Raw genomic sequence first — 25,255 nt, 5'->3', positions numbered from 1 at the left:
GATATATTTTCAATTACTTACGAAATAACCTACGAAATCAGTTCCTTTTGTACTGAAACTCTATTTTCCTATATCTCCTGAAGTTATCTTGAATTACATCAGCTTTCTGAACAGATCTTTCAGATCTTCAACGCTCGCATCTTTCGGGTTACCCGGTGCACATGCATCTGCGTGAGCTGACTCTGCAAGGAACTGCAGATCTTCTTCTTTTAATGCTTCAAGCTTTGTCGGGATTCCAACATCTACAGAAAGTTTCTGAACTGCATCTACTGCGGCTTTTCTGTATTCTTCCACAGACATTTCATCAACGCCCTTTACTCCCATGGCTCTTGCGATCTCACGGTATTTTTCACCTGTGCAGTCAGCATTATATTCCATAACGATCGGAAGCATCATAGCACATGCAACACCATGTGGAGTATCATAAACTGCTCCTAATGTATGGGCCATAGAATGTGCGATTCCAAGACCTACATTGGAGAATCCCATTCCTGCGATGTACTGTCCAAGAGCCATTCCCTCACGACCTTCTTTTTCATTGGCAACAGCACTTCTTAAAGACCTGGAAATAATCTCGATTGCTTTCAAATGGAACATATCAGTCATCTCCCAGGCTGCCTTTGTTGTATATCCTTCGATTGCGTGAGTCAGGGCATCCATTCCGGTAGATGCTGTCAGTCCTTTTGGCATAGAAGACATCATTTCCGGGTCAACCACTGCGATTACCGGCATATCATGTGAATCTACACATACAAATTTTCTCTTTTTCTCTACGTCTGTAATAACGTAATTGATCGTTACTTCTGCTGCTGTACCGGCTGTTGTTGGAACTGCAATAATCGGAACGCAAGGGTTCTTTGTCGGTGCAACACCTTCCAGACTTCTTACATCTTCAAATTCCGGATTTGCAATAATGATACCAATTGCCTTGGCTGTATCCATGGATGATCCTCCACCGATTGCAATAATATAATCTGCTTCTGCATCTTTAAATGCCTGAACGCCATGCTGCACATTCTCGATGGTCGGGTTTGCTTTAATATCAGAATAAATTTCATAAGCAAGTCCTGAATGATCAAGGACATCTGTCACTTTTCCTGTCACTCCAAATTTAATCAGATCTGGATCAGAACATACAAATGCTTTTTTGAATGCTCTTGCCTTTGCTTCATTTGCGATTTCCTGAATCGCACCTGCTCCATGATAAGATGTCTCATTTAACATAATTCTGTTAGCCATTGTAATCATTCTCCTTTTTTCAACAGATTCTTCCGGCAGACTATCCTGTCCGGTTTTTATGTCTTTATTTTAACAATTTGTTTTTCAAAATGGAAGTTACAATTTAGTATATCTGTAACATTTTCACAATTTTTTTACACTTTTCACTTTTTCTTTATACTATGTGAACGATAAATTTGTAGTTGTTGGGGTGATACGCTTGTAAATCAGAAAGCTTCTTTGTGGCGAAGCGGACGCGGAAATCAGAGATATTCCTTCGCAGTGCAGGCCCGCTTTACCTCAGCCCGTTGACCGTTTGTAACTCGAAAGTGGAAATCTTCGTGCAATGGCACTCGATTTACTTTCTCTAACAAACGCTGCAAAGTGTCTTCGGAACGCTCCTGCTAATGCACCTGCTCAGGAACACCCTGCTTTCCGCTGACCATCTCAATAAGAAGTTATACCGACTCCACAGCGTATTCATTCACCAATGCAAATTTAAAAAGGATAGAAAAAGCCAGATGGCTATTGACTAAGATATTCGATCGTAAATATTAGACAGTAGATATTGTATTTACTAGATGCCAGGGTCAAAAGGTCTAAGCCCACATGAGCTTGCTCATAGGTGGGTGAAAGACCTTAGGACCCGCCCCGATATGAGCATAAAAGTGGGATGATAATCCCACGATATGCGAATATTCGGTAGGATTGTGGGAGTGCGTAGCACGGAGCAATCCGTAGGCATCAAAGTCGGGGGCTTTTGACCCCGACATCTTTACTATTGGACAGATCATTTATCTTAGTTGATAGCCATCCGGCTCTTTATTTCTTATTGGAATTTCGTCTTTGTTGGAAGAAAATGTTCTGGCATGAGGGAAAATTTTCTGATTTGAAAAGCCTAATATCCGCCCTTGCTGTTGCGTGAGCAGTGCATTGACAAGGAGCGTTCCGAAGACACTTTGCCCAACTTGTTAAGGAACGTAAACAGGAGTGCCTCTGCACGAGTGTTTCCACGTTCCTGTTACAAGTTGTCAACGGGCTGAGGTAAAGCGGGTCCTGCACTGCGATGCAACAAACAAGTGTGGATATGGACGCTCTTCTGTCAGAAACACTTCCTGCTGTCGCGATATTTTCACCCCAACAACTACAAATTTCACAACATCTCCAGCTCCCGAAATACTTTTGCCAATTCTTCCGGCATGGACTGTGCCAGTGCATGTGCAAGATTTTCCGGACTTTCTTTCATCTCTCCCAAAACCCATTGTACCGTCATATAAATTGACCCCTGACAATACATTTCTAATTGAAATTGCAGATGCTCCGACATGGTTTTTCCTGATTTTTCTTCAATCTGATTTTTATAAAATTCCCTGATCAGTTCAAAATCATGATCTCTCAGACAGTTCTGAGTATCATTTTTAAATGCTGCTTTGAAAAACAGCTTTTCTTCCTGTATGTAATGGAATTTATTTACCAGTGCCTCATACACGGTCTTTCCTTCTCCCATGTGGGCAAATGATTCTATCAAAATCTTATCAAAATACCAGTTGATCAGATCATATTTATCCTGAAAATTTCTGTAAAATGTCTGCCGTGTCACACCACACTCTTCCGTGATCTCCTTAACTGTGATTTTCTCCACCGGTGCTTTTTTCATGCAGGATTTCATGGCATCTGCAAGTCTGTATTTTACTTTTTCGCCCGATTTATGCCATTCTTCCGAATGCCGCACTTCTTTCAATTCATTTTTAGCCACTTCATTTTTAAGCATTTTTCCCATGACCTCACCTCCTGTTGTCCACTGGTCTGCATCCAAGCAATTCTTTCAGCTCTGTATGCGGATTTTTTGTATTTTTCTGATAAATATCCACGCAGTTTAATGCTGCTCCCCCATCCAAAAATGCAGGAAAAAGGAATCCACATTCTGGCTCTCCAGGTTCATATTCATTTTCTAACGGACAAATCACACAGATCAGATATTCATACACATTTTCTGATTCTCCCAGCCTTTCATGATCTTTTCCCTTTGCAGGAATATCATATCTGTCATGAAATACATAGATTGCATAAGAACTGTCCGTCTGATATTTTTCTCCAATCACTTCATAAAAAGTATCCATCAATGCATCATTTTTGAGGCCACAGTTTCTCATCCCTATCAGAAGCTGCCGCATAGGATTCACTGTCGCTTTTCCATTCTGATCTTTTTCAGATTCAAAACAGTATTCTTTCAGATTTTTATTGGTTTCAGAAAAAGGAACTGCTTTTGCCAGTGCAAGATTCTTCTCCCTTTCTGCCGGACTCAGATTCTGAAAATGAGTATTAAATGTTCCTTCACTAAATCCTTCTTCATCCATATAACTTCCTGCAATTCTGGTAATGGATGTTCTTTTTACTGTCATTCGCCTTGTCAATGCCAGCATATCTTCTCTGTTGATCATATTCTACAATTCCTTATTTTCTAAATGATATTTTTTCTTCTCAGTATACATGATATTATCTGCCTCTTTTAACATGGTAACTATGTCATTTTCATTCTCTCTCCATAAAACACCAATAGAAAAGTTCTCTTTTCTTTTTTCCATTTCCCTGCGAAGCTCATCTAATTTTTGAAAAAACTGTGCCTTAACAATCCCCGTCTCAATAATTACAAATTCGTCTCCACCAACCCGGAATGCATTTCCCGGGAAAATATTCTCCATTGCAGTTGCTGCCTTTCTTTTCTTTCTATACTATTAATAATAAAAGATGTCAGGGGCAAAAGGTCTAAGCCCACATGAGCTTGCACACTGGTGGTAGAATGACCTTGAGACCCGCCCCGATATGAGCATAAAAGTGGGGCGTAAGCACCATGATATGCGAATAGCGGGTAGGATTGTGGGGGTGCGTAGCACGAAACAATCCGTTGGCATCATTGTTGGGGGCTTTTGACCCCAACATCTTTTTATTATAGCATGTATTTTACTGAGTTGTCATGATGTTACTAATAGATCTATATCTTTTCCGCTTCTTTCTCATCATGTATTTTACTCCATATTATAACTGTATCGCAATGCAATTCATTCTTTTTAATGTGTAATGCAAACTACTGTGGAGGTGAATTACAATGCAGGACATAAAACAAAATCTTGCCGATGCAGTGCGAGAAGCTCGCACAAAACTCGGACTATCACAGGAACAATGTCCCTTGTAATCTGCTAGGTGGTCTATATTGAATTTTTCATAAACCGCTTCCAGCGTTTCCCCCTGTGTCTGTCCCTGCAACTCGGATAATTCTCCCACATAGTTATGATTTCCTTTCTTCTAAACGCAAAAATACCGCTCTGTAAATTCACAAGACGGTATCTGAAAACTAAAAAAGGTGTATGGATTTTAATATTTTCCATACACCTGTCTCTATGTTACTTTAAAATTTTTAATAACTGAATCAACTCATGTGGTTCATGACTGGCTGATTCCGATAATCTGCTGTCAAACTGCTGAAAACCTTTCCCTTGATAAAAAGACAGCAATTTTTCTTCATTTAATGTTTCGAGAAAAACTACCATACCACCAGCTAAATACTGTAACTGCTGTAACTGCTTAATTGCCAGTCCAAGCAATTCCTCCCCGGTAATTCGGTCATTTGCACCATTGTTATAGTTTTTGCCAAGCTGTGCTATCAAGTAAGCTGCCATATTATATGTATGATTCTGCTCATTCAGCTCACTTACTCTGGCTAGTTTTTTCTTTATTGTATTACTAAATGACTCTGCATTTACCGTTATTGGCTTTATGGTAATTGCAAAATATCCCACAAGTTCCGCATCTTCTGTTGAAAACACCAGATAGGTGACGGATTGCTGCTTTTTGGCAAATTCTATTGACTGTTCTTTTGCAAATCTTTCAACATCCGGATTTTTCTCACATGAAAACTCGGAAAGAACCTGTCGTAAATCGTCCTCTCCGAGTTCTTCATTGTTTCCATTCAAATACTCACGAATGTTGAAAACCGTGTATTTACTTACTTCCTGCATTCGCTTTCTTCCTTTTTTGCATAAATTTCGCTATATCTTTCGGATCTGTTAAAAAAGTAGCATTAACTTTAATGGAAGGTGTCTGATCGTTGGCAGATGCTTCAATCGCATCAGCAAACATCTCAACCTGCCTTTGACCTGATATAACAAAATTCTTAGTAATACTTGAAGTTGCCATATAAACACCTCCTTCATTAGTATGGCTTATCTTCGCTTAATCATACTTTTCTATTTTTATTGTATTCGGTAACTGCAAAATTTGCAATAACATAGTTGTGAATTTTTTTAAAATCAGCGAACCTCCTCTTTCTCCTTTACTTTTTCATGCTTATCCATTCCGGCTACTTTCTGCTTCATATTTTCCAGCCTTTCCTTTAATGACACCCTTGTCACTGGCTTATCCGTAACACTCTCCTTTGTCATGTAGTTATGTTATGAAATGTCAACGATGAAATATTATCTTGATTTTTAATCAGTTCCTCTTTTCTCTATTGTTTTCGTATAATAATATTGTAGCCTATTACTACCAATAATGGACTATGACTCTACATACAACAGAAAAAAGAGGTGATATAAATGGATATTCTCAATATTAATTGGAAACCGAATAACACATTGGAAATCTTACTTTCAACTGGTTCTGTTATTACCTTTACAGATGTTTCTTTTTCCAACCACTTAATTTTGTCTAATAATCCCACATTACTCGACAAAATTATACTTTCTAAGAAGCATACTCTCTAAGAAGGCATTAAGAAATTCATTTACTAAGTAACAAGGTAAGTAATTACAAATTTTTCTAAAACAAAAAAGACTCCTGAAACCTTAGATTATTTCTCTAAAGTTCCAAGAGTCTTAGTTTATGCTTGGACATTTAACTTGATTAAATACTCAAGTTAATTTCATATCACAGGACGGTTCTTTTTATCTGTACTCTGGTACAATTTGGGGGCTGATTTTCTAGTCAGTTAGCTATGTGTTTAGCTGTGTGTACTGGATAGAAGTTTTGCCCTAAAACTGGATAATTGGGTTTGCCCTGTGATATTACCAACAGTTTATTTCTTCTGGTTGATAGCTGCCTGTGCTGCTGCAAGACGAGCGATCGGTACACGGAATGGTGAGCAGGATACATAGTCAAGTCCAATGCTGTTGCAGAACTCTACAGAGCTTGGATCTCCACCATGCTCTCCACAGATACCAACGTGGAGTGTCGGGTTAACCGGTTTTCCGAGTTCGATAGCCATCTTCATGAGCTTACCAACACCAACCTGATCCAGTTTAGCGAATGGATCGTTCTCGAAGATCTTAGCGTCATAGTAAGCATCAAGGAACTTACCAGCGTCATCACGGGAGAATCCGTATGTCATCTGTGTAAGGTCGTTTGTTCCGAAGCAGAAGAAGTCAGCTTCTTTTGCGATATCGTCAGCTGTAAGAGCAGCTCTTGGGATCTCGATCATTGTACCAACCTCGTACTCAAGGTCGCTTCCAGCTGCTGCGATCTCAGCGTCAGCTGTCTCTACAACGAATTTCTTAACGTATTTAAGCTCTTTGATATCTCCAACAAGTGGGATCATGATCTCTGGTTTAACGTTCCAATCTGGATGAGCTTTCTTTACATTGATTGCTGCACGGATAACAGCACTTGTCTGCATCTTAGCAATCTCTGGATATGTAACTGCAAGACGGCATCCACGGTGTCCCATCATTGGGTTGAACTCGTGCAGGCTGTCGATAATAGCTTTGATCTGGTCAACTGTCTTGCCCTGAGCGTCAGCCAGTTTCTTGATGTCCTCTTCCTCTGTAGGAACGAACTCATGAAGCGGTGGGTCAAGGAAACGAATTGTAACCGGGTTACCTTCAAGAGCTTCATACAGTTTCTCGAAGTCTCCCTGCTGCTCCGGAAGGATCTTAGCAAGTGCTGCTTCTCTTTCTTCCACTGTCTCTGCACAGATCATCTCACGGAATGCGTCGATTCTGTTGCCTTCAAAGAACATATGCTCTGTACGGCAAAGTCCGATACCTTCTGCACCAAGCTCACGAGCTTTCTTAGCGTCAGCCGGTGTATCAGCATTTGTACGAACCTTCATAGTTCTGTACTTGTCAGCCCATCCCATGATTCTTCCGAACTCACCAGCGATTGTAGCGTCTACAGTCGGGATGATTCCGTCATAGATAGCACCTGTGGATCCATCAAGTGAGATTGAATCTCCCTCGTGGAATTCTTTTCCTGCAAGTGTAAATTTCTTATTAGCTTCGTCCATTGTGATGTCACCACAACCAGATACACAGCATGTACCCATTCCACGTGCAACTACGGCTGCATGGGATGTCATACCACCACGAACTGTCAGGATACCCTGAGCTGACTTCATACCTGTGATATCTTCTGGTGATGTCTCAAGACGAACAAGGATAACTTTCTCTCCTCTTGCAGCCCACTCTACAGCGTCATCAGCTGTGAATACGACTTTACCACAAGCAGCTCCTGGAGATGCTCCAAGTGCTTTAGCCATTGGTGTAGCAGCTTTCAGTGCTGCAGCGTCGAACTGTGGGTGAAGCAGAGTATCGAGGTTACGAGGGTCGATCATTGCAACAGCCTCTTCCTCTGTTCTCATTCCTTCATCTACAAGATCACAAGCGATCTTAAGAGCAGCCTGAGCTGTTCTCTTACCATTACGTGTCTGAAGCATATACAGTTTACCATGCTCTACAGTAAACTCCATATCCTGCATATCTCTGTAGTGCTTCTCCAGAGTATTGCATACTTCTTTAAACTGCTTGAATGCTTCCGGGAACTTCTGCTCCATCTCGGAAATGTGCATTGGTGTACGAACACCGGCAACAACGTCCTCGCCCTGTGCATTTGTCAGGAACTCTCCGAACAGACCGTTCTCTCCTGTAGCAGGGTCACGAGTGAAGGCAACACCTGTACCACAGTCATCTCCCATGTTACCGAATGCCATCATCTGTACGTTAACTGCTGTTCCCCATGAATACGGGATATCATTATCACGACGGTAAACGTTAGCTCTCGGGTTGTCCCATGAACGGAATACAGCCTTAACAGCCTCCATCAACTGCTCTTTCGGATCTGAAGGGAAGTCTGAACCGATCTTGGACTTGTACTCTGCCTTGAACTGCTCAGCCAGCTTCTTCAGGTCATCAGCGTCAAGATCAACGTCCTGCTTAACACCTTTTTCTTCTTTCATCTTGTCGATAAGTTCTTCAAAATACTTCTTACCAACTTCCATAACTACATCAGAGAACATCTGGATAAATCTTCTGTAGCAGTCCCAAGCCCAACGTGGGTTGCCTGAAGCTTCTGCCAGTGTCTCAACAACTTCTTCATTCAGTCCAAGGTTCAGGATCGTATCCATCATACCTGGCATGGAAGCTCTTGCTCCAGAACGAACGGAAACGAGAAGCGGATTCTGCTTGTCTCCGAATTTCTTTCCTGTGATGCCTTCCATTTTATCGATAGCTTCCATGATCTGACCCATAATTTCGTCGTTGATCTGTCTGCCATCCTCATAGTACTGTGTACAAGCCTCAGTTGTTACTGTGAATCCCTGTGGTACCGGGAGTCCCAGGTTTGTCATCTCTGCAAGGTTTGCGCCTTTTCCACCGAGAAGATTTCTCATGTCGGCGTTACCTTCAGTGAACATATAAACCCATTTTGCCATGTTCAATGACCTCCTAAAATAATTTTTTACAAATAAATTTACATTAATTCGCATATAATATTTTAATAGTTTTACATGGTTGAGTCAAGCGTTTTGTTCGTAATTATGTACAATCTTTACAATGCTTTTTTGTTCATTTATGCCTCATTCAGATTCGTTACTGCACACCATGTCGAATATTATAGCTTTTCTGTCTGATCTGTCCTTTATTTATGCTGTCAGGGTCAAAAGGTCTGAAACCACGTGTGCTTGCACACTGGTGGTAGAATGACCTTGAGACCCACCCCGATATGAGCATAAAAGTGGGGCGTAAGCGCCATGATATGCGAATAGCGGGTAGGATTGCGGGAGTGCGTAGCACGAAACAATCCGTTGGCATCATTGTTGGGGGCTTTTGACCCCAACATCTTATTTATTTATCATCGGCATATCCTTTTCTGCTTTGTCTGTCCCCGGCTCATTTATACTGCTCCGTCCCTCCTCCAGTTTCACACAGGGAAGATTCCAACGGTAATGTGCAGCTGCAAGCCGGATCAGCAACGTCACTGCTGTTCCGGTGATCAGGGACGGAATCTGCCCATACCGACGGTAAACCAGTACACTGCAGACCGCCCCGGCAATCGATGCACAGGCATAGACATGCTTTACGAAAATATAGGGTGGAACCCCTGCCATCATATCCCGCAGCAGACCACCTCCAACACCGGTCAGCGTTCCGAGGAAGCAGAGAAAAAACATATTTTTTTCATATCCTGCTCCCACACCCGTTGAAACCCCCATTGCCGTGAAAATCCCCAGTCCCAGTGAATCCATCAGAAAAATAATCTTTGTATACACTATCTGGTATCTGCTGTGGAGCAGCTTTTTATTCACATACAGCAATACAAACGGAATGACCGCAGACACCACTGCCGCCTCTACATAAACCGGTTTAGTAAAGGCTCCCGGTATCTGTCCGAGGAACACATCCCGCATCATTCCGCCACCGACTGCTGTTACAACTCCAAGCACGATCACTCCGAAAATATCCATCTGCTTCCGCATTCCGACCATAGCTCCCGAAACTGAAAATGCCACCGTTCCAATCAGCTCTATGATCAGTACGATCCATGTCTGTAGTTCCATAATACCTCCGGCACTATTCTGCTTTACATTTCTTCAATGAATGCCCTGTATCCTTTATATGCCTCATATACATCGGCTTTGCTCGTCACTTCCCATGGAGCATGCATGCTCAGCACGGCAACTCCGCTGTCAATGACTTCCATTCCGTAATTTGCCATGATATAGGCGATCGTTCCTCCACCGCCCGCATCTACTTTTCCAAGTTCTGCAAACTGATATGCCACCGCCTGTGCATCCATTGCATTTCTGATCTTTGCAAGATACTCTGCATTTGCATCATTCGATCCGCTCTTTCCACGTGATCCTGTAAATTTATTAAATACAAGACCTTTTCCGAAGAATGCCGCACTACGCTTTTCAAAGACTTCCGCATACATCGGATCATATGCTGCACTGACATCAGAAGAGAGCATTCTGGAATTCATCAGGGTTCTTCTGACTTTCAGTTCTGACTCACCTTCCGTCAGTGCCACCAGCTCTGCAACTGTATTTTCAAAGAAACGGGAATGCATACCTGTCGCACCAACGCTTCCGATCTCTTCTTTATCCACTAAAATACAGCAGGCTGTATGCTCCACGGCTTCTACATCCAGCATTGCAAAAAGAGATGTGAAAGCACACACACGGTCATCCTGTCCGTATGCAAGCACCATGCTGCGATCCAGACCACAATCACGTGCTTTTCCTGCCGGAACAATCTCCAGTTCTGCAGAAAGAAAATCTTCCTCTTCCATCTCATAATACTCTTTCAGCAGCTTCATTACATTTGCCTTGACAGCTTCTTTTTCTTTCTCTTCCAGACTCTCATCCTGTTCGATCGGACGACTTCCGATCAGCAGGTCCAGCTTTTCTCCTTCAACAACTGTGGACGCTTTCTTTTCCATCTGCTTTGCTGCAAGATGGATCAGCAGATCTGTAATAACGAAAACTGGATCATCTTCCTTTTCTCCAATGCTGACATTTACAACTGTTCCATCCTTTTTTGCGATCACTCCGTGCAGTGCCAGCGGAAGTGTAACCCACTGATACTTCTTAATTCCGCCATAATAATGTGTATCAAGATAAGCAAATTCATCATTTTCATAAAGTGGGTTCTGCTTTACATCAATGCGTGGGGAATCTATATGGGCTCCGAGAAGATTCATTCCCTCTTCCAGTGGCTTTGTTCCCATATGGAACATTGCGATGGTCTTGTCCATGCATACTGCGTATACCTTATCTCCTGCCTGTACTTTTTCACCGTTTCGGATGACCTCTTTCAGGTTCTTATACCCTTCTTTTTCAATTCTTTCAATCGTAAGACGTACACATTCCCGCTCTGTCTTTCCGGCATCCAGGCAGGCCTTATAATCCTCATTTACTGCCTCAAGACGGCTCAGTTCCTCTGCACTGTACTGACTCCATGCATTTTTTCTCTCCATTGAAATCTCCTCCTTATTTTCTTCTGATCTGTTTCCATCTGATCTGTATGGTACTGCTCTCTCCACAGATACTCACAAAATCTTCTCACATCTAAAAGAGTCTTTTTCTAACCGAAAAGCCGGTCATCTCTCGTATGAGATCTGATCCGGCTTTCCATAATTCCCCGAAAGACTGCACAACTTTCGTTCCGGAGAAAGGCAAATATTCTACCACTCAAATTTCTTTTCAAAATATGCTTTCAGATCTTCGATCTTCACTCTTTCCTGCTCCATCGTATCGCGGTCACGTACTGTAACTGCTCCGTCTTCTTCAGAATCAAAGTCATAAGTTACGCAGAATGGAGTACCGATCTCATCCTGACGACGGTAACGCTTACCGATATTTCCACGATCATCGAACTCGCAGTTATAATACTTACATAACTCAGTATATACCTTTTCTGCTCCTTCATTCAGCTTTTTGGAAAGTGGAAGGACACCGATCTTAACCGGAGCAAGTGCCGGATGGAAATGCAATACGGTACGCATATCCGGCTTCTCTTCTGTTCCGATGTTCTCTTCATCATAAGCACTGCACAGGAACGCAAGTACCATACGGTCTGCTCCCAGTGATGGTTCAATTACATATGGGATATATTTTTCTTTTGTCTCATCATCAAAGTATGTGAGATCCTGTCCTGATACATTCTGATGCTGCGTCAGGTCATAATCTGTACGGTCTGCAATTCCCCACAGCTCGCCCCATCCAAACGGGAAAAGGAACTCTACGTCTGTAGTTGCCTTACTGTAGAAAGAAAGCTCTTCCTTATCATGGTCACGATAACGCACTTCATCCTCTTTCAGGCCAAGAGATGACAGCCAGTTCAGGCAGAAATTCTTCCAGTAGTCAAACCACTCCAGATCTGTATCCGGTTTGCAGAAGAACTCCAGCTCCATCTGCTCAAACTCTCTGGTACGGAATGTAAAGTTACCCGGTGTGATCTCATTACGGAAAGACTTTCCGATCTGACCGATACCAAATGGAAGTTTCTTTCTGGATGTACGCTGTACATTCTTAAAGTTTACAAAGATCCCCTGTGCTGTCTCAGGACGAAGGTAAACTGTATTCTTTGCATCTTCTGTAACACCCTGGAATGTCTTGAACATCAGATTAAACTGACGGATATCTGTAAAATCATGCTTTCCACAGGTCGGGCATGGAATCTGATGTTCTTCAATAAATGAACTCATCTCTTCCTGAGACCATGCATCTACAGAACCTTCAATCTCAATTCCTTTTTCTGCACAGAAATCTTCGATGATCTTATCTGCACGGAAACGCTCATGACACTGCTTACAGTCCATCAGCGGATCACTGAATCCTCCAAGATGTCCGGATGCGATCCATGTCTGTGGATTCATAAGGATGGCACAGTCTACACCCACATTATACGCGTTCTCCTGAACGAATTTCTTCCACCAGGCCTTTTTTACATTATTCTTAAGCTCTACACCGAGATTTCCATAATCCCATGTATTCGCAAGTCCACCGTAGATCTCTGAACCCGGATATACAAATCCTCTCGATTTCGCAAGTGCTACGATCTTGTCCATTGTCTTTTCAACCATTTTATGTTCCTCGCATTCTTTTTCATTTTCCATCATTTGATACACGCTGAAACGCCCACCGCATCAATGTTTTCTATTGTAGCGGTTTACGGACTATTTTGCAAGACCTCTTACAGCAACGTTTCCAGAATTTCCAGCGACTTAAACTTCCGATCCACGTAAAGTCCCATAAGCCGTTCTGTCACTTTTGAAAGCTGCTGCAAAATCTCCGGCTTCACGTTAAAGGTATACAAATGTTCTACTTTACTGCTTTCTATGTATTGCATGCTATATAATGTGGAAGAAGCCAGTCTGATACCGTCCCGCACTTCACCGGCACATGTTTCACAGACCAGTCCTCCTCTGCCGGCACTGAAGACTGCTGTTTCTGCCTTATTCCCACAATTCACGCACTGAAAGACCTGCGGTCCCTGTCCGTTGATCGTCAGGATCTTCAGTTCATAAATGCACCGGATCAGGGCATCCGGAATATGCGGATTCGTCAACGCCCGCATCGTCTGATACAAAAGCTTCAGCATCTCGAGTTCGTCGTTAAATTCTCTCGCATAATAATTCGCAACCTCAAGAAAATAAAAACCATAATACGCTCCCAGCACATCCTCCCGGAGTTCCGAAAAATAATTGATCACCTTTGCCGACTGGATCGTATAAGAACTTCTTCCCTCATACATGGTAAATTCACCGAATGTAAACGGGTTCACTACTCCGACAAGCGGACTGTTCGGTCTTCTCGAGCCTTTGGCAAATGCCGATACTTTTCCCTGTTCTTTTGTAAGCAAAACGACCCGGCGGTCATATTCCCCCACCGGAGTCGTCGAAAGCACCATCCCTGTCAATACGATCTGGTTCACGTTGTTCCTTCTTTCTGCCGTCATCTTCCCATTCTGAAGACTGACCGTCTGCAATACAATTTTTATAACTAAGATAATCCTTGATCTTTCCGCTGTGCAGAAACTGATCCCAGTACATTTTCTCCATCAGGCCACCTCATCCTAAGTCTGCTTCTTTCTCTGGAATTAGGTTCCCCGGATTGACTTCATTTTATCATAGTGTGCATAAATAGGCAAACATTCCCATCCCTCATTGACATTTATCGCTTCCTTTTTTATAATCATCTGCGGAGATAGTATCTGTCGATACAGAACTATACTCTGACTGAATCACTGAAATCTCATCTGAAACCAGAGATCATTGCAAAAGTGCAAGAGCTTATATTTTTAGGAAATAAGACTCAGAACCTTCGAAAAAGTCTAACATTCTATTTTATCAAAGATTTTTTCATCATTGGAAACTGAAGTCTTTCCAGAAGGAAAGGATAAAAAATGACAATTGAAATGTTAAAAGGAAAGATCCACCGGGCAACTGTCATTCAGGCAGAACTGGATTATGTCGGAAGCATCACGGTAGATGAAGAACTGCTTGAGGCAGCCGGTATTCTGGAATATGAAAAAGTCCAGATCGTCGATGTCAATAATGGCAGTCGTTTTGAAACATACACGATCAGCGGAGAACGCGGGAGCGGCATGATCTGTCTGAACGGTGCTGCTGCACGTTGTGTCAGCACAGGTGATAAGATCATCATTATGGCATATGGACAGTATTCATCCGAAGAAGCTGCATCACATAAACCTGCGGTTGTATTCGTAGATGAAAAGAATCAGATCAGCCGCGTGACGAACTACGAACGCCACGGGCTTCTCAAAGATATGGACACATAAAAAGTTCCACTATCATCCAAATAGTTTTCCGAGACAACAGTGACTTCAGAAAAGAGCCTATCTCCGAATCTTAAAAAGAGGAGAAAAAACATGCAGGTAACAACAACTATCAATGAAACGAAAGAACTGATTAAGAAATGGAAGAAAGACGGAAAATCTATCGGACTCGTCCCGACAATGGGCTTTCTGCACGAAGGTCATGCAAGCCTGATCCAGAAATGCCGGGAGGAAAATGATATCGTCGTTGTGTCCGACTTTGTAAATCCGACGCAGTTCGGACCAAATGAAGATCTTGAGGCATATCCGAGAGATTTTGAACGGGACAGCCAGCTTTGCGAACGGATCGGTGCAGATCTTATTTTCTGTCCGTCACCGGAAGAAATGTACCATGACCCACACGCATTTGTCAGCATTGATCTGCTTTCCGAAACGCTTTGTGGAAAGACAAGGCCCATTCATTTCAAAGGCGTATGCACCGTTGTGTCAAAACTTTTCAACATCGTGACACCGGATCGTGCTTACTTCGGACAGAAGGATGCCCAGCAGCTTGCGATCATCCGCAAGATGGTACTGGATCTGAATTTTGATATCGAGATCATCGGATGCCCGATCATCCGGGAGGAAGACGGACTTGCGAAATCTTCCAGAAATACTTATTTAAATACTCAGGAAAGATCTGCCGCACTCTGCCTCTCAAGAGCAGTCAGGACAGGGCAGCAGATCATTCAGACAGGCATGGACGCAGAACAGGTACTGGCTGCCATGCGTGCTGTAATTGAAGCAGAACCACTGGCAAAGATTGATTATATTTCCATGGTAGATGCACTGACAATGCAGCCGGTAGAGCGTGTTGACCGGAATGTGCTTGTAGCAATGGCTGTCTACATCGGGAAGACCCGGCTGATCGATAATTTTAGCTACGAGGTTTCATTATGAGCAGACTCTTACATACACTTGAAAAAATTGCATCCCTGCTCACAAAATATATCGGACTGATCATTATCTGCTTTTCCGTTCTTGCCTTTTTCTGGCGTGACGGATTTGCGTGGACGACCACTTATACTTCTGTATTTTTGGGTGTTGCCATGTTCGGCATGGGGCTGACTATTCATATGGGAGATTTTAAAGTTGTCTTTACCAGACCGAAAGAAGTGATCCTTGGTTTTATTGCTCAATATACACTTATGCCGGTCATTGCCTGGCTTCTCGCAACGGCATTTCACCTTCCGGCTGATCTTGCACTGGGAGTGATCCTGGTTGGCTGCTGCCCGGGTGGAACTGCAAGTAATGTCATCACTTATATTGCCGGTGGTGATGTTGCTCTCTCAGTCGGGATGACCATTGCCTCCACGCTTGCCGCACCGCTGATGACACCGCTGCTGGTATACCTTCTTGCCGGTGCATGGGTGGAAGTTTCCTTCTTCAGTATGGTAATTTCGGTGGTAAAGGTCGTTCTGATCCCGGTACTCCTGGGCATTTTTCTGCGATGGATCATCGGCAGGCAGATTGAAAAAATTTCCGGCATTCTGCCTCTTATTTCCGTTGTATCGATCGTCATGATCATCAGCGGCATCGTAGCTGTCAATGCAGAAAAGATCCTGACATCCGGTTTTGCGGTTCTCGGAATTGTAATGCTTCACAATCTTGCAGGCATGGGGCTTGGACTTGGAGCTTCCAGACTTTTTCGTGTGGAATATACAAAAGCTACTGCCATTGCGATCGAAGTCGGGATGCAGAACAGCGGTCTTGCGATCACACTTGCCACTGCCAATTTTGCAGCCAATCCATTTGCAACGCTCCCGGGAGCAATCTTCAGCGTATGGCATAATATTTCCGGATCTGTTTTCGCAAGTATACGTCGTAACGGATATCACCAGGAAAACGCCCCGGAAACTCGGAGCGTCTTAAGCGAAACTTCTTCATAAATATAGAACCTGGTTTTTCACACCCCCGCTGTATTTGCAAAGAGTTTTTCACCAAATTCACCCCTGCTCTGTGGAATTTCTGTCTTTTCCACAAAGCAGGGGTGTTTACATCGAATCATTCACCAATATTCTGATCGGTGCGTTTTGCCCTCAATGGTTTCATTCAAACCGCAGATGTCCGACTTTTTCTTTCGCTGTCAGACGCTCTTCCTCTTCTTCCGGGATCGACACATACATTTTGAATATCTTCTTTTCACGATCGGGATCAAATTGCGGATCGATAATACGTTCCTTCATTGACTGAGATCGGATTGGATACACCGTTCGTTCCAGTAGTCAACGTACCTACTTTTGTAGTACAGGCCGAGTTGGAATATACCCCATAGACTGCATTTCCAAGACTGTAGCAGCTATTATTGTCCGTCATTGCTGTATTAGCCGATGTCTTGGTCAGATACATGGTTCCGGTTGGTGCGTACGTCCAATATCCTAAATGCTGGGTATTTGAACCCGTACTTACCGCATAGGCTTTAAAGGAAGATGGTACGGAAGCCTTATGTGCTTCGACAAAGTTATAAAAAGCTGTAAATCCGGTACTCTGTGCATTTCCACTGGTTGCACTTGAAAACGGAGACTGTCCACTGTAGTAGTAGCTGCTCAGTGTGGCCGTGACCAGAACGGCCTGAGAGGTGCTGCTGAAATTATACTGTGCTGCAGCCGGTCCAGTGTAGCCATAATACATGGCAGCTTTTACTCCGGAATTTGTAATCTCGGTTGGTGTTCCCGTTGCCGTCCCTGCTGGTGGGGTTGTCTTTGCGTACTCCAAGCAAAAGGCCAGCTTTCCGTCTACCGCAAACTCTGCAGAGGAAATATTGTTGTAAGTAATTTTGTTATAAAGAGTTACGGCTCTTGACATTTTAGGATTCGTAATACTGTTGCGAATCAATGGCACTACACCACTTTCTGTTAATTCCAGATCACTCTTTCCGGCAAAGTAGCCATCATCCAGCCATCCCTCTTCATCCAGCCAGTCTTCCATGCCTAATGCCTTTGCAAGCTGTAACCGTTGTTGGTATTCCTTCTCATCCGGAAGTTCCCATTCTTCTGTCTGCGTTACCTCCTGCTTTGGTTCTTCCGTTTCTTCGGCAGCCTGCTCTTTTTCTTTCAGGATTACCTGCAGCAAGCTGTCTTTTTCCGGCATAGAAAAGGTAACGGTTCCATCTGCAAGATCCATCTGCTCTTCATTGACACGGACTTCCTTTATTTCCTTTCCGTCCGCAGGAACAACGCTTGCTACTACCTCACTTCGCACTTCAATCTGATAAGTTGATGCAGTCTTCTGCTCAACATGATCACCTTTTACGGTTACTGTACTATCTTCTGCATCTACGGTCAGAAGATAGGTACTTTTTGCTTCTTCCGGCTGTTGATCTGCCGTAGTTTCTTCGGCAAAACCAGTCACATTACTGGTCAGAATCAATATCGCTGCCAGGAAGAAAGCGGTTAGTCTTTTTCCTACTTTCATGACTTTTTCCTTTCTTTTTTGTATTTAGGGTATGAAAAAAAGACTCTGCATCTGCAAAGTCTTTCCCTAGCTTATTTCTCTATTTTCTTTTCTGCTTTTTTATTTTGTCGCTCCACATCCACTACATTTATATCCAGTAGTAACAGTCTCTGTCCATGCTGCGGAATCCTGCACCCATTTCTGTTCATTATGACCAGTGGCTTCGTGATGGACTGTTCCAGTCTTTACATCATCCACATAATATCCTTGATGACAACCTTCATCAGTATGTTGCAGCCATGCCTCAACTGAATCAAACACTGCTCCACAATTACAGATCACCTTTGTTGCATAAACATCTTCATCCCAAGCTGCGGAATCTTCCACCCACTTATTTTCGTAGTGTCCGGTTGCTTCATGGTAGACATTTTTCGTCTGGGCTACCCAGGTATGCGTATGCTGCGGCTTGCTGCTATTGGAAGAACTGGAGTTATTTGCTTTTGTCTCTGTCTTCTTCGTGCTGGAACTGCTGGATGACTTACTGGAGGAAGCTTTCGCTTCATCTTTTTTGGTTGTAGCCGTAGCGGATGCAGTACCGGTTTTCTTGGTATCATCCTTTTTTTCTGTCTTTTCTTCTTTTTTTGCCTCTTCTTTGGTCTCCGTTTTTTCTTCAGAGACATCCTCTTTCGCAGCATCCTCTTTTTTTACTTCTGTATCAGAACTTTTTTCCTCTGTTACAGTGTCTTTTTTTTCATCTGTTACAGATGCTTCCTGTTCCTTCTGATCTGATCCATTTCTTGAACCGCTGAATGCGACCCCACAGCCGATCAGGACCAGGACAAGAAGAAAAATCCCTGCCAATCCGATGGTTGCTACCTTCTTATGTTCCTTGAACCATTTCATAGTCTTTCCCCCTCTTTTTTAAAGTATGAGTCCCGTTAATTAGAGTATAGTAAATTTCTGGCAAAAAGCAAGCTTACATTTTCTCAAAGACCACACATTGTAAAATGCAATCCTGCTCCTTTACAATCTGCTACAGTTTTTCTATCGCAGTACCTGCAACTGCGTTGAGATCCAAGGGTGCTATAAATAGCACCTATTTTGGTATCATAATTAATTGTGATACCATTATGAAGTCTCCAATTCTCTATTCAGTTTTGAATCGATGGTTGGAAATTAATAGAGCAGCCGTTTGGCTGCTCCGGATACAAAAGAAAAATGTTCGCAACCATCATTTTTCAATGTAATGTGAAAAATGTGGGAGTAACATTTTCTGTGCCGTGGTTACGGCACAGGATGAAAAAGGGATAAAAAAGTATACTTTTTTGTTCCAGGAAAAAAATTAAATATTTTCAATGTTTTTTGCTGAAAAATGATAACTTTTAAAGAAATACTTGAAAATATAGCTCAAGTATGATCCCATCTTTGACAGTTGGAAAGATAAAAATGGCTACAAACCCAGTAAACATGGGCTCTGTAGCCGTTTTTTATTTCGTAACGATATGTGCTATATTATGATTTTTTTGATTTAATCTGTTTCGTTTCTTTAATGATTGTTCGCATGGAGGCTTTTGTAATGAATTCATAATCCGTTCTAAAGCCGAATGTTTTGTGCAGAGAATCCGTTAATTCTGTTCTTGTGTAGGAAGGAATATAACCACTTGCTGTATTTAGTAGTGTCATTTGCATAGAACGTAATGTCCCAAGTATCTGACTGACCGTATAAGCATCTCCAAGTTTCTTTTCTAATAACCGATAAAGAAGAAGACTGATATAGCAAGTCATGAAATGAGCTTTTATTCGCTCCTCTCTTCGTACATAGACTGGTCTAGCTTCAAATTCGGTTTTCATAATTCTAAAGTTTTCTTCTATTTCCCAACGCTGTTTGTTAATCCGTATGATTTCAGAGACATCACCTTCCAGATTTGTAATAACAGCATAAAAACCATCATACATTTCTTCTTTTTGAATCTGTTCTTCATCGATATTGTATACTTGTTTATTAGCGATTTCCCCATCTGGCGTCACAGAAGTCTTCTTTACAAAACGCATTGGATCATTCTGATTTTTTCCTTTTCGTTTACGCCCAGGTGTGTTGATGATCTTTTCAGCATGTTCGATTTGGCGGTCACGAATTCTTCTTTGGTATGCTTTATATTTTGGAGAATAAGTAACAATCAGAGTTTCATCCATGTTTCCTGTAACCACGGGAACTTCTTTGTAATAAACAGTGTTATAAACTTCTTCATCAGTTTCATCAAGTGTACGCAGATCTATGAATTTTGTGCTACCGACTTTACGAAACTGCGTAGGGTTCAGAGCAATCTCACGATCTTCTTTCTTCATCTTTTTAAGAGAATGAGTGATGATGTATGCCCGGTTTCCAAGACTGTTAAATCTTCTGTTCGCAGCACTTCCAAGTCCGGAATCAGAACAATAGATGAATTCACTGCAGTTAAAGTCCTGGAGAATTTTTGATTCTAAAGGCTTTAAAGTTGTCTGTTCATTTTGATTTCCTGGATAAACATCAAAAGCAAGAGGAATACCATCAGCATCCATAAATAATCCCATAGTTACAATTGGATTCGGACGGTTTTCCTTACTTTTACCATAACGCTTAGAATCGCTTTCCTCTTCAATTTCGAAATAGTAGTTTGTGCAATCGTAATAGAGGATACGATTATTTCTTGGATAAAGGAAATTAGAATTCTTGTAAAGTTCACTTTGAATAAAATCCGATTCTTCTGCAATCACAGAAAGAGAGCGGTAAACATCCTGCAGACTGTATTTAGGTGGCTCTAACAGTGTTTGACAATAGTCATAGCTAGCCAGCTTGCTAGAAGGCGATAGGATTCGTGCATAAACTAAATCAGTCAGGATTGCTTGTAGATTATATTTATATTTGTGGCGTTCTTTGATTGTTCTACAAATCTTATCTATACGAAGTTGTGTACAAAGTTCTTGTAAAAAGAGATACCCAACATTGAAAGAACGGCGTTCATTCATCGGAATGCAAGCAGCTTTTGAAAACTCTACAGAAATCTTTCCAGTAGCTTCTTTATAGAGCTTTGTTTCTTTATCAGCCTGCTCTCTTGCCCATGCCATCATCTTATCTCTGTCACCATCGAATTGTTCTAAAAGTGTGTTATATTTTCCAAGTTTTTTATAAATACGAGATGAGGACTTACCATTTTCCTTGCGAAAAGAATGATAAATATACACATCTTTATTGTTTTCACTACCTGTAAGTGCAATATACATGATTAGAAAAAACTCCTTTTCTTTTATTATAACACACTATTACAAACAAGTACATATAAAAACGGAAAATTTGACATAAAAAAAGCAGGTTTTATAAGGCCTGCAAGGTATTTTTCTAATATTCAACTGTCAAACTCCCGCGTTTGGCTGCTCCGGATATAGAAGAAAAATGTTCGCAACCATCATTTTTCAATGTAATGTGAAAAACGTGGGAGTAACATTTTCTGTGCCGGGTTTACGGCACAGGATGAAAAAGGGATAAAAAAGTATACTTTTTTGTTCCCTGAAAAAAATTAAATATTTTCAATGTTTTTTACTGAAAAATGATAACTTTTAAAGAAATACTTGAAAATATAGCTCAAGTATGATAGAAAAAAGAAGGACAAAAAAGTATACTCTTCTGTCCTTCGGTATCAGTGTATCTTAGATTGTCATATATTTCAAGATATTTTTTTCTTTACTGTTATGTATGTTACTGTCAAGTAATCGTTGGCAACTTTCTTTTTGATTTATCTTTTTGTTGAAATAGTCCTGTTTCTACACTAATTTCTAATATCCAGCCATGTGTAGCAATCGCTTTCTCTCCCCCTGTATCTTTCCGTCCAGTCCGACCACATGACCCATCACCGGATATTCGTATCCTTTTTCTTCTTTCTTCGGTGCTTTCGCCGACATCAGGATCTCTCCATATAATTCTTCTACTTTTTCTTCTTCAAATACTGGGCTTCTCAGACGTTCCGTTACTTCATACAGTTTCCCACTGCATTTCTTCGCCAGAATTTTTGCCAGATGATTCCCACCCCTCCGGCTCCAACTCCTGTGCCCGTGTTTCATCCGCTTTGCAATTACACTCCACACATGGTTCTCCATTGTTCCCATGTTCCGGTATTCCAGCCCTTCTGGTGGTTCCGGCAGGTCAAGTCCCTGCGACTGGTATGGCAGGAGCCCTTCCCGGTTATTCTCGTAATACCGGATCAGTTCTTCCACGTCCTGAATCTCATCATCGTCACTCAGACTGTTCCGGTAAATCTCCAGATACCGGAATACTTCTTCGATCTCTTCTTCCCTCAGAAGTTCTAAAACAGCTTCCCGCGCTGTCCTTTCATGGATCTTTTCTTTTACCGCTTTGTTCCGATGGAACGGGTCTAACTGGAAGCACGTACTCTTATCTTTTACTTTCTTAATCCACGATGCCCCCTCTGCATTTAAGATCCTCTGGCTTACTTCATCCAGATTGAACTCCTGTGCGATCACTGCCTCCCGGTATTCCTGGAATTCTTTTGCTTTTGAAAAACCAGCAACTACTACTTTATTTTCCAGGGCATAACGCTCCGGACCGGTTTTTCTCCAGCCATCATAAGCGATCCCTATCTTGATCTCTGCCTTATCCTGCTTTTCCTTTTTTCTGTCTTTGCCCTGCAGTTTGATATAAACTCCATCTGCTTCTTCAAACAGGACAGGAACTTCTTTTTCCCCTTTTACATGACCTTTCTTATATTCTTCTGTCAGCGTTGCTTCTTCATTGTAGACCTTTTCCCCTAACGCCTGGATGACGTTCCATACTCCCATTGCACTGATGGTCTGTCCTGTCATCTCGCTGACTTTCGTGGCACATTCCCTGTAAGACAGCTCCGTGATCCCTTTTACCAGCAATTCTGCCATGTTTGTTGAAATCAGCCCCACATGGTCCAGTTCCAGTGTTTCATCCAAAAGATACACAAAACGTTTGGTGCCATCTTCCTCTATTACCTCATAGACCATTCTCTGATAAGTCACTTCACCATACACGGTTTTTACGGTTGTCTGTCTGGCACCTTTATTCCGGTACTTCTTCTTGTCCCTGTCCTCCATCAGCATCCGGTCATACCGTTCCAGGAATTCTTTTGTGAACTCTCTTCCGATCTGGCAGACCCATGCATAAATATTTTTCTCTAACTCCTTGAATGTTACACCATTTTCCTTTATCATTGAATTCATCATACAGACTCCTTATGTTTTTTCTCGTCAATTAAACAATAAGATAAATCTGTATGATTGGGAAGAGGTTTCGATCTCTTCCCTTTATTTTTGCCAATGATAATTATACTCTAAGTTTAAGGGGAGTTTTTTTACAGCCTCCTCACATTTTTAATAACGGAAATTTTCATATTTGCATAACAGGAACGGTAGTATAAAAGAACTGTTTTAAAGAAAAAAATCCCCGCTTTGCTAAAGCGGGTTAGAGCGGTTTCTTTAATTCAGAAAAGCCTGCGGACTTTCCTCTTTTTTCTCCCTGAGACGGGCAGGGAAAAGGAGATTCGGAATGGATCGGAAAAGGGTGGGAATGGTACACGAAAAAGGAAGATTTCCCTTTGAAAGAAAATTTTTGTTCTGATCTCCTTTTCACATGGTATCAAAATTAATTTTGATACCATGTGAAAAAAGGGACGATTCCGAAGAATCATCCCTTCCAACTAATTTGCCTAATTTTCAACTTTCAATGATTTTACCCGATCAAATTCTTTTGTATTATTTGTAACAACCGTATATCCTAATGACTGTGCATGACCGGCAATCATCATGTCCAATGGACCGATTGGTGTTCCTGCTTTTTCTAAATCAGCCCGGATCTTTCCATAACTTTCCGCAGCCAAACTGTCAAAATCCAGAATCTCAATGTTGGCCAGTAATAAGTCAGATTTTTTAAATGTCAAGAGTGTTCACCACTCAAATTGTTCTCCCTTATTAATATCTAAGCTCTTTTTTAGGGAAATATCCAACTGTGTAATTCTGCTAATAGCTTCTTCCTGAGCTTTTCCTATAATATGCACAATACTGGATGTATCTTTATTTCTATCATAAATCCGGAATGCCTGCCTATATTTTCCTTTAGCACTAAATGTAACAGGGAGTAACCCATTATTAATCAACTGCTGATTCAAAATCATACGTCCAACCCTTCCATTCCCATCTTTGAAAGGATGAATCCGTTCAAATTGAATATGAGTCAATGCTATCTTTTCTAAACTTTCTTTTACTGAAGTTCCTTCAAAATTAGCACTTTTCAAAAACGTATCCATCAATTCTGGAACGTTATCTGCATTTGGTGAATAGTAAACAGCTTCTACTAAATTCCCTATATATACCGATCCTGTTCTATAGTTTCCATCCGTTTCTATAATTTCCCCATTTGCTTCTTTGATCCAAGCTTCTGTAATCTCTCTTTTTTGCAATGGAAGCATTTCCTTTTTAATTGCTTTATACAAATTTTTCGCTTCCTGATATTCCGTGTATGTATGACCCGATCTTACTTCATCATAATCAATCAAACAGATTGTTTCATCAAGAGACAGCGTGTTTCCTTCCAAAGCATTACTGGACCAGCAAAAGCGATAAGCAAAATCCTTAATAAATGGCTTCATAATTACTGGCTGTTCTTTTGCAGCTTTTATCAGTTCTAATTTTTTTTCTATATTTTCATATAATTTTTCATTATCAATTAATGCCATATATTCATTTTTTCCCTTTCAAATATTTCTTTTTATAGCTCTGCAGCGTTCCTTTTGATATATTAAGACTTTCTGCAAATTCCTTATCCGTTACATTCTTTCCCTTCTGATCCCACTTATTCAGAAATTCTTCCTGAGTCATTTTGACTGGTCTTCCCAGTTTATCCCATTCTCCTCTTGCTTTCAGGGCTTCGTATCCTTCCCTCTGCCTCTTCTCACGTTTCTCCATCTCAAACTCGGCACAAGCTGCAAATACTTCCAATAGCAGATTATTAATCATATCCATCT

The 25,255-nt window shown here is 41.6% G+C and carries 25 protein-coding genes; 3 read left to right on the top strand and 22 right to left on the bottom strand.

Features of this window, described 5'->3' with window-relative positions; all coding sequences use genetic code 11:
• Positions 1-93: 93 nt before the first annotated feature.
• The 14 genes from fucO to NQ541_RS02450 all read right to left on the bottom strand — a co-directional run bounded on the left by fucO (position 94) and on the right by NQ541_RS02450 (position 14,049).
• Positions 94-1,239, bottom strand: a complete 1,146-nt coding sequence (gene fucO / locus NQ541_RS02515; protein ID WP_023921992.1) for a lactaldehyde reductase — start codon at positions 1,237-1,239, stop codon at positions 94-96.
• 1,132 nt (positions 1,240-2,371) lie between these two features.
• Positions 2,372-2,989: a TetR/AcrR family transcriptional regulator C-terminal domain-containing protein gene (locus tag NQ541_RS02510; RefSeq protein WP_044905289.1), complete on the bottom strand. Its 618-nt coding sequence runs from the start codon at positions 2,987-2,989 to the stop codon at positions 2,372-2,374.
• Between the two features lie 13 nt (positions 2,990-3,002).
• Entirely contained in the window at positions 3,003-3,659 is a 657-nt protein-coding gene (locus NQ541_RS02505; protein ID WP_005610310.1) for a DUF4317 family protein, read from the bottom strand.
• Positions 3,660-3,662: 3 nt separating this feature from the next.
• On the bottom strand, positions 3,663-3,920 hold the full coding sequence (locus tag NQ541_RS02500) for a diguanylate cyclase domain-containing protein (RefSeq protein WP_005610309.1): 258 nt from the start codon (positions 3,918-3,920) through the stop codon (positions 3,663-3,665).
• 334 nt (positions 3,921-4,254) lie between these two features.
• The gene (locus NQ541_RS13365; protein ID WP_465241252.1) at positions 4,255-4,500 is read right to left on the bottom strand and encodes a YodL domain-containing protein; all 246 of its coding nucleotides are present in this window, start codon (positions 4,498-4,500) and stop codon (positions 4,255-4,257) included.
• Between the two features lie 119 nt (positions 4,501-4,619).
• On the bottom strand, positions 4,620-5,234 hold the full coding sequence (locus NQ541_RS02495) for a hypothetical protein (RefSeq protein WP_005610303.1): 615 nt from the start codon (positions 5,232-5,234) through the stop codon (positions 4,620-4,622).
• A complete protein-coding gene (locus NQ541_RS02490) occupies positions 5,218-5,412 on the bottom strand; it encodes a hypothetical protein (protein WP_005610301.1) in 195 nt (64 codons plus the stop codon). The genes NQ541_RS02495 and NQ541_RS02490 overlap by 17 nt, the downstream gene beginning before the upstream one ends.
• A gap of 113 nt (positions 5,413-5,525) precedes the next feature.
• Positions 5,526-5,657 carry a hypothetical protein gene (locus NQ541_RS02485; protein ID WP_005610298.1) on the bottom strand — a complete coding sequence of 44 codons (132 nt, stop codon included), beginning with the start codon at positions 5,655-5,657 and terminating at the stop codon, positions 5,526-5,528.
• 632 nt (positions 5,658-6,289) lie between these two features.
• A complete protein-coding gene (gene ppdK / locus NQ541_RS02480; RefSeq protein ID WP_005610296.1) occupies positions 6,290-8,917 on the bottom strand; it encodes a pyruvate, phosphate dikinase in 2,628 nt (875 codons plus the stop codon).
• 408 nt (positions 8,918-9,325) lie between these two features.
• Entirely contained in the window at positions 9,326-10,042 is a 717-nt protein-coding gene (locus NQ541_RS02470; RefSeq protein WP_005612201.1) for a trimeric intracellular cation channel family protein, read from the bottom strand.
• A 23-nt stretch (positions 10,043-10,065) separates the two neighbouring features.
• Entirely contained in the window at positions 10,066-11,463 is a 1,398-nt protein-coding gene (locus tag NQ541_RS02465; protein WP_023921989.1) for an aminopeptidase, read from the bottom strand.
• A 207-nt stretch (positions 11,464-11,670) separates the two neighbouring features.
• The gene (locus tag NQ541_RS02460; protein WP_044940975.1) at positions 11,671-13,071 is read right to left on the bottom strand and encodes a glycine--tRNA ligase; all 1,401 of its coding nucleotides are present in this window, start codon (positions 13,069-13,071) and stop codon (positions 11,671-11,673) included.
• A gap of 110 nt (positions 13,072-13,181) precedes the next feature.
• The gene (gene recO / locus NQ541_RS02455) at positions 13,182-13,922 is read right to left on the bottom strand and encodes a DNA repair protein RecO (RefSeq protein ID WP_226968682.1); all 741 of its coding nucleotides are present in this window, start codon (positions 13,920-13,922) and stop codon (positions 13,182-13,184) included.
• Positions 13,864-14,049 carry a hypothetical protein gene (locus NQ541_RS02450; protein ID WP_005612185.1) on the bottom strand — a complete coding sequence of 62 codons (186 nt, stop codon included), beginning with the start codon at positions 14,047-14,049 and terminating at the stop codon, positions 13,864-13,866. Before NQ541_RS02450 ends, recO begins: the two co-directional genes overlap by 59 nt.
• 344 nt (positions 14,050-14,393) lie before the next feature.
• Between NQ541_RS02450 and panD the strand changes: the two genes are divergently transcribed.
• The 3 genes from panD (at position 14,394) to NQ541_RS02435 (ending at position 16,714) form a co-directional block, all read left to right on the top strand.
• Entirely contained in the window at positions 14,394-14,789 is a 396-nt protein-coding gene (gene panD / locus NQ541_RS02445; protein WP_005612182.1) for an aspartate 1-decarboxylase, read from the top strand.
• Positions 14,790-14,879: 90 nt separating this feature from the next.
• The gene (gene panC / locus NQ541_RS02440; RefSeq protein WP_005612178.1) at positions 14,880-15,725 is read left to right on the top strand and encodes a pantoate--beta-alanine ligase; all 846 of its coding nucleotides are present in this window, start codon (positions 14,880-14,882) and stop codon (positions 15,723-15,725) included.
• Positions 15,722-16,714 carry a bile acid:sodium symporter family protein gene (locus NQ541_RS02435; protein WP_005612174.1) on the top strand — a complete coding sequence of 331 codons (993 nt, stop codon included), beginning with the start codon at positions 15,722-15,724 and terminating at the stop codon, positions 16,712-16,714. Before panC ends, NQ541_RS02435 begins: the two co-directional genes overlap by 4 nt.
• Positions 16,715-16,873: 159 nt before the next feature.
• Here the strand turns inward: NQ541_RS02435 and NQ541_RS02430 are convergent, their stop codons facing one another.
• The 8 genes from NQ541_RS02430 to NQ541_RS02395 all read right to left on the bottom strand — a co-directional run bounded on the left by NQ541_RS02430 (position 16,874) and on the right by NQ541_RS02395 (position 25,253).
• Positions 16,874-17,011, bottom strand: a complete 138-nt coding sequence (locus tag NQ541_RS02430; protein ID WP_005612172.1) for a hypothetical protein — start codon at positions 17,009-17,011, stop codon at positions 16,874-16,876.
• A complete protein-coding gene (locus NQ541_RS02425; RefSeq protein ID WP_005612168.1) occupies positions 16,980-18,239 on the bottom strand; it encodes a thioester domain-containing protein in 1,260 nt (419 codons plus the stop codon). Before NQ541_RS02425 ends, NQ541_RS02430 begins: the two co-directional genes overlap by 32 nt.
• 99 nt (positions 18,240-18,338) lie before the next feature.
• Positions 18,339-19,121 (bottom strand): hypothetical protein, encoded by a 783-nt coding sequence (locus NQ541_RS02420; protein WP_005612166.1) that lies wholly within the window; start codon positions 19,119-19,121, stop codon positions 18,339-18,341.
• A gap of 609 nt (positions 19,122-19,730) precedes the next feature.
• A complete protein-coding gene (locus NQ541_RS02415) occupies positions 19,731-21,479 on the bottom strand; it encodes an IS1634 family transposase (RefSeq protein ID WP_005612165.1) in 1,749 nt (582 codons plus the stop codon).
• 549 nt (positions 21,480-22,028) lie between these two features.
• Entirely contained in the window at positions 22,029-23,456 is a 1,428-nt protein-coding gene (locus tag NQ541_RS02410) for an ISLre2 family transposase (protein ID WP_167528451.1), read from the bottom strand.
• A gap of 485 nt (positions 23,457-23,941) precedes the next feature.
• Positions 23,942-24,172, bottom strand: coding sequence for a PIN domain-containing protein (locus NQ541_RS02405; RefSeq protein ID WP_005612160.1), 231 nt, complete (start codon positions 24,170-24,172; stop codon positions 23,942-23,944).
• A gap of 6 nt (positions 24,173-24,178) precedes the next feature.
• A complete protein-coding gene (locus tag NQ541_RS02400) occupies positions 24,179-24,967 on the bottom strand; it encodes a Fic family protein (RefSeq protein ID WP_005612157.1) in 789 nt (262 codons plus the stop codon).
• Between the two features lie 4 nt (positions 24,968-24,971).
• A complete protein-coding gene (locus NQ541_RS02395) occupies positions 24,972-25,253 on the bottom strand; it encodes a recombinase family protein (protein ID WP_005612155.1) in 282 nt (93 codons plus the stop codon).
• Positions 25,254-25,255 lie beyond the last annotated feature (2 nt).

This window comes from [Ruminococcus] lactaris ATCC 29176, from assembly GCF_025152405.1.
In the GTDB taxonomy this organism is placed as follows: Bacteria; Bacillota; Clostridia; order Lachnospirales; family Lachnospiraceae; genus Mediterraneibacter; species Mediterraneibacter lactaris.
The sequence above is the reverse complement of the archived record's forward strand: the minus strand, read 5'-3'. Positions and strand labels throughout refer to the sequence as shown.

What these genes read in the sequence shown, in the direction of transcription:
- fucO (WP_023921992.1), bottom strand. Translation starts at nt 1,239, where the DNA reads ATGGCTAACAGAATTATGTTAAATGAGACATCTTATCATGGAGCAGGT.
- NQ541_RS02510 (WP_044905289.1), bottom strand. Translation starts at nt 2,989, where the DNA reads ATGCTTAAAAATGAAGTGGCTAAAAATGAATTGAAAGAAGTGCGGCAT.
- NQ541_RS02505 (WP_005610310.1), bottom strand. Translation starts at nt 3,659, where the DNA reads ATGATCAACAGAGAAGATATGCTGGCATTGACAAGGCGAATGACAGTA.
- NQ541_RS02500 (WP_005610309.1), bottom strand. Translation starts at nt 3,920, where the DNA reads ATGGAGAATATTTTCCCGGGAAATGCATTCCGGGTTGGTGGAGACGAA.
- NQ541_RS02495 (WP_005610303.1), bottom strand. Translation starts at nt 5,234, where the DNA reads ATGCAGGAAGTAAGTAAATACACGGTTTTCAACATTCGTGAGTATTTG.
- NQ541_RS02490 (WP_005610301.1), bottom strand. Translation starts at nt 5,412, where the DNA reads ATGGCAACTTCAAGTATTACTAAGAATTTTGTTATATCAGGTCAAAGG.
- NQ541_RS02485 (WP_005610298.1), bottom strand. Translation starts at nt 5,657, where the DNA reads ATGACAAAGGAGAGTGTTACGGATAAGCCAGTGACAAGGGTGTCATTA.
- ppdK (WP_005610296.1), bottom strand. Translation starts at nt 8,917, where the DNA reads ATGGCAAAATGGGTTTATATGTTCACTGAAGGTAACGCCGACATGAGA.
- NQ541_RS02470 (WP_005612201.1), bottom strand. Translation starts at nt 10,042, where the DNA reads ATGGAACTACAGACATGGATCGTACTGATCATAGAGCTGATTGGAACG.
- NQ541_RS02465 (WP_023921989.1), bottom strand. Translation starts at nt 11,463, where the DNA reads ATGGAGAGAAAAAATGCATGGAGTCAGTACAGTGCAGAGGAACTGAGC.
- NQ541_RS02460 (WP_044940975.1), bottom strand. Translation starts at nt 13,071, where the DNA reads ATGGTTGAAAAGACAATGGACAAGATCGTAGCACTTGCGAAATCGAGA.
- NQ541_RS02450 (WP_005612185.1), bottom strand. Translation starts at nt 14,049, where the DNA reads ATGGAGAAAATGTACTGGGATCAGTTTCTGCACAGCGGAAAGATCAAG.
- panD (WP_005612182.1), top strand. Translation starts at nt 14,394, where the DNA reads ATGACAATTGAAATGTTAAAAGGAAAGATCCACCGGGCAACTGTCATT.
- panC (WP_005612178.1), top strand. Translation starts at nt 14,880, where the DNA reads ATGCAGGTAACAACAACTATCAATGAAACGAAAGAACTGATTAAGAAA.
- NQ541_RS02435 (WP_005612174.1), top strand. Translation starts at nt 15,722, where the DNA reads ATGAGCAGACTCTTACATACACTTGAAAAAATTGCATCCCTGCTCACA.
- NQ541_RS02430 (WP_005612172.1), bottom strand. Translation starts at nt 17,011, where the DNA reads ATGAAGGAACGTATTATCGATCCGCAATTTGATCCCGATCGTGAAAAG.
- NQ541_RS02425 (WP_005612168.1), bottom strand. Translation starts at nt 18,239, where the DNA reads ATGAAAGTAGGAAAAAGACTAACCGCTTTCTTCCTGGCAGCGATATTG.
- NQ541_RS02420 (WP_005612166.1), bottom strand. Translation starts at nt 19,121, where the DNA reads ATGAAATGGTTCAAGGAACATAAGAAGGTAGCAACCATCGGATTGGCA.
- NQ541_RS02415 (WP_005612165.1), bottom strand. Translation starts at nt 21,479, where the DNA reads ATGTATATTGCACTTACAGGTAGTGAAAACAATAAAGATGTGTATATT.
- NQ541_RS02410 (WP_167528451.1), bottom strand. Translation starts at nt 23,456, where the DNA reads ATGAATTCAATGATAAAGGAAAATGGTGTAACATTCAAGGAGTTAGAG.
- NQ541_RS02400 (WP_005612157.1), bottom strand. Translation starts at nt 24,967, where the DNA reads ATGGCATTAATTGATAATGAAAAATTATATGAAAATATAGAAAAAAAA.
- NQ541_RS02395 (WP_005612155.1), bottom strand. Translation starts at nt 25,253, where the DNA reads ATGGATATGATTAATAATCTGCTATTGGAAGTATTTGCAGCTTGTGCC.